Here is a 3,943-nt window from a genome sequence, read left to right as displayed (position 1 = left end):
AGCTGCTCGATCTGCGCGCGGCCATCCGGGCCGAACTGGCGCTCGATACTCCCGACTGGCGGCCGCCTGCCCAGTTCAGCCCCGGCAGCGCGCCCGCCTTCCGGGCCAGGCCCGGCCGCGTCGTCGTGCTGGCGCTCGCCAACAAGGCGGCCGCGACGACGGTGGTTCATCTGCACGGCCAGCCGTTCCGTCTGCTCGACCGGCTCGACGACGGCTGGAAGCCGTATTGGCTCGACACGCTGGCGCTCGAAGCCGGCCAGACCCAGCGCATCGCGTTCCGAGCCGAAACCGCTGGCCGGTTCCTGATCGAGCGCATGGCAACCGACTGGGCGGCGCCGCGCCTCGTCAGGTGGTATGAGATCGCTTGAGGAAACGAACCAGGGAGAACGCCCATGACCACCGCCGCCATCACCGGCGTCACCGCGCGCGCCGTCGTCACGCCGATGAAGCGTCCCCTGCGCAACGCCTTCGGCGTCATCGACTCCGGTCCGCTGGTGCTGATCGACGTCACGACGGATCAGGGGGTGACCGGCCATGCCTATCTGTTCGCCTACACCAGGCTGGCGCTGAAGCCGCTGGTCCTGCTCGTCGAGGAGATCGGCCGCGAGCTCACCGGCAAGGCGCTGATCCCGTTCGATCTGATGAAGGCCATGGACGCCAAATTCCGCCTGCTCGGCTGGCAGGGTCTGGTCGGCATGGCCGTCTCCGGGCTCGACATGGCGTTCTGGGATGCGCTCGGCCAGCTCGCGGGCAAGCCGGTCGTCGAGCTGCTCGGCGGCAGCGCCCGTCCCATTCCCGCCTATGACAGCTACGGCGTGCTCGACGCCAAGGCCGACGAACGCACACTGCGCGCGGCGCGCGACGAGCACGGCTTCCGCGCCATCAAGACCAAGGGCGGCCATGGCGACCTCGCCACCGACGCGGCGATGATCAAGGGCCTGCGCGCCTTGCTCGGGCCCGACATCGCGCTGATGCTCGACTTCAACCAGTCGCTCGATCCCGCTGAGGCGACGCGCAGAATCGCTGGTCTCGCCGATTACGATCTGACCTGGATCGAGGAGCCGGTGCCGCAGGAAAATCTCTCCGGCCATGCCGCCGTGCGCGAGCGCTCGGAGATTCCGATCCAGGCCGGCGAGAACTGGTGGTTTCCGCGCGGCTTCGCCGAAGCGATCGCCGCCGGCGCGTCGGACTTCATCATGCCCGACCTCATGAAGGTCGGCGGCATCACCGGTTGGCTCAATGTCGCGGGCCAAGCCGACGCAGCCTCGATCCCGATGTCGAGCCACATCCTGCCCGAGGCCAGCGCCCATGTGCTGCCGGTGACGCCGACGGCGCATTTCCTGGAGGTGCTGGACTTCGCCGGCGCCATCCTGGCCGAGCCGCTGCAGGTCGTCGATGGCAAGGTGACGGCCCAAGGCCCCGGTCTTGGCCTTGCGTGGAACGAGAGCGCGGTGGCGAGATATCAGGTGACGTGAATTCTATCGGCGTCAGCGAGATGCACGGGCGTCACCACACCCACAACTGTCATCGCCCGCCTTCGCGGGCATGACAGTGTTTGCTAGGGTGACAGCTCGCCGGGTTCAGTACTCGATCCCAAATCGATCATACAGCCGCCGGAACACCGCCGGCAGCGTCTCGGTCAGATCCTCGGCGATCAGCCCCGGCCCCGCCTCCGATCCGGCCTCGCCGTGCATCCAGACGCCGGTGCAGGCGGCCTCGAACGCCGGCACGCCCTGTGCCAGGAGCCCTGCGATGATGCCGGCAAGGACGTCGCCGGCACCCGCGGTGGCGAGCCAGGGCGGCGCATTGGCGGCGATGGCCGCGCGTCCGTCCGGCGCGGCCACGGTGGTGTCGGCGCCCTTCAGCAGCACCACGGCGCCGCAGCGCGCAGCCGCGGCGCGCACGCGCTCCAGCTTGGAGCGGCCGGGATTCTTGTTGCTGAGATCGGAGAACAGCCGCGGGAATTCGCCCTCATGCGGCGTCAGCACGATCTGCGCCTGCGCCGCCGCCCTGAGCTGCTCGAACAGCCGCTCAGGCGCGTCGGCGAAGCTCGTCAAGGCGTCGGCATCGAGCACGACATGGCGCTGCGCGGAGAGCGCGGTGAAGACGAGGTCGCGGGTGCGCTCGCCGACCCCCGTGCCGGGCCCGATGATGCAGGTGTTGTAGCGCTTGTCGCCGAGCAGCTCGCCGAACTCGATCGCGCTGTCGGCGGCGCGCACCATGACGGCGGTCAGCGCGGCCGCGTTGACGACGAGCGCATCGCGCGGCGAGGCCAGGGTCACGAGGCCGGCGCCGGCCCGCAACGCGGCGCGCGCGGCCATGCGCGAGGCGCCGGTCGCGGCGACATCGCCCGATATCGCCAGCACATGTCCGCGCGCATATTTGTGGCCGTCGATGCGTGGCACGGGAAAGCGGGGCTGCCACAGCTCCGGCTCGTTCTCGAACGCCTGCGGCCTGATCTCGTCGAGCACGTGAGGATCGATGCCGATGTCGGCGAGCCGGACGCGGCCGCAATGCTGGCGGCCCGGCAGCAGCAGATGCGCCGGCTTCTTGCGAAAGAACGTCACGGTCTCGGTGGCGCGGACCGCGATGCCCATCACGGCGCCGGTGGTGCCGTTGATGCCGCTCGGCAGGTCGACGGCGAGCACCGGCGCGCCATTGGCGTTGATCGCGGCAATCACCTCATAGGGCTCGCCGCTGACCGGGCGGCTGAGACCCGCACCGAACAGCGCATCGATGATCAGGGCCGGCTTGCCGATCGCCTGCGGCGTGAACGGCAGCACCGGAAACTTCCAGCCCTTGGCAGCGGAGGCCGCATCGCCCTGCAGCGCCTCGCGCTCGCACATCAGGATCACGGAGACCTCTCGCCCCTGCGCGGCCAGCTCGGCGGCGGCCACGAAACCGTCGCCGCCATTATTGCCGGGCCCGCACACCACCAGGATCGGCCCCTCCTCGGCGAGGTCCATCGCGGCGGCGGCCACCGCCTGCCCGGCACTCAGCATCAACGAGAAGCCGGGCGTGCCGGCTGCGATCGTGAGCCGGTCGGCACGCTCCATTTCACTCGTGGTCAACACGTCCATTGCTGCTCATGTCCCTGCAGCCCGCAAGCTGGTGCCGGCTGCCTGATCTGTTGGCCATCCCACGCCGGCCTGCCCATGCTCTGGTGCCGGCCGACTCCCCGCCCCTGCCTTCCCTATTGCCGCGCCAGACGGCAAGTTCCAAGAGCAGTTCAGGCACTCGAGCGTCGATCGCGCCGGCGTTCTCGCCTTTTCCCTGGGCATTTCGGCGGCCGCGCAGACGCGGCGGCCACATCTGCACAACTTGTAGCCTGTTTGCCTAATTCGCGGGCTTCGGTATTCTGTACTCTCCCATTGGGAATCGTCGGGCCGGTGCGAAAGGCTCGGATATCTGCTCGATTTGGCCGCGTTAACGACTTGGCATAGACCCTGCTTTTGTGGAGCCACTTCGGCACGGGGCAAGACGGGCTGTCAATCGCCGGGCCTCCGCCGGAGCGTGTCGGGCCCGGTAAGGAATGACGAGAAACCTGCGCGCTGGCGCAGCCTGACGATGACCCACCTGTTTTTTATAGCGGAATGCCCGGGAGGCGCTCAGTGAAGAAAATCGAAGCCATCATCAAGCCGTTCAAGCTGGACGAGGTGAAGGAAGCGCTTCAGGAAGTCGGACTGCAGGGCATCACCGTCACCGAGGCCAAGGGCTTCGGCCGGCAGAAGGGACATGCGGAGCTGTATCGCGGCGCCGAATACATCGTCGACTTCCTGCCCAAGGTGAAAATCGAGATCGTCATCGGCGACGATCTGGTCGAGCGCGCGATCGAAGCCATCCGGCGCGCCGCCCAGACCGGCCGCATCGGCGACGGCAAGATCTTCGTGTCCAACATCGAGGAAGCCATCCGCATCAGAACCGGAGAATCCGGGCTCGACGC

At 68.3% G+C, this 3,943-nt stretch carries 4 protein-coding genes; 3 read left to right on the top strand and 1 reads right to left on the bottom strand.

Annotated features, from left to right (window positions below; translation table 11 throughout):
- Together BRAS3809_RS20055 and BRAS3809_RS20050 are read left to right on the top strand one after the other, a co-directional pair.
- Nucleotides 1-368: multicopper oxidase domain-containing protein (locus BRAS3809_RS20055; protein ID WP_035657104.1), on the top strand; the 368-nt coding region annotated here is incomplete at its 5' end.
- 24 nt (nt 369-392) lie between these two features.
- Nucleotides 393-1,475: an enolase C-terminal domain-like protein gene (locus BRAS3809_RS20050; RefSeq protein WP_008963879.1), complete on the top strand. Its 1,083-nt coding sequence runs from the start codon at nt 393-395 to the stop codon at nt 1,473-1,475.
- A gap of 105 nt (nt 1,476-1,580) precedes the next feature.
- On the opposite strand, the gene BRAS3809_RS20045 is transcribed toward BRAS3809_RS20050, so the two are convergent.
- Entirely contained in the window at nt 1,581-3,080 is a 1,500-nt protein-coding gene (locus BRAS3809_RS20045; protein ID WP_008963878.1) for a bifunctional ADP-dependent NAD(P)H-hydrate dehydratase/NAD(P)H-hydrate epimerase, read from the bottom strand.
- A gap of 531 nt (nt 3,081-3,611) precedes the next feature.
- Here BRAS3809_RS20045 and BRAS3809_RS20040 point away from each other — a divergent pair.
- On the top strand, nt 3,612-3,943 hold a 332-nt coding region (locus BRAS3809_RS20040), incomplete at its 3' end, for a P-II family nitrogen regulator (RefSeq protein WP_035657101.1).

This window comes from Bradyrhizobium sp. STM 3809 (assembly GCF_000239795.1).
Classification (GTDB): Bacteria; Pseudomonadota; Alphaproteobacteria; order Rhizobiales; family Xanthobacteraceae; genus Bradyrhizobium.
Note: the sequence above shows the minus strand (reverse complement) of the source record. Positions and strands in the feature narration are given on the sequence as shown.

Coding starts and splice junctions, on each gene's coding strand:
- BRAS3809_RS20050 (WP_008963879.1), top strand. CDS start 393: ATGACCACCGCCGCCATCACCGGCGTCACCGCGCGCGCCGTCGTCACG.
- BRAS3809_RS20045 (WP_008963878.1), bottom strand. CDS start 3,080: ATGGACGTGTTGACCACGAGTGAAATGGAGCGTGCCGACCGGCTCACG.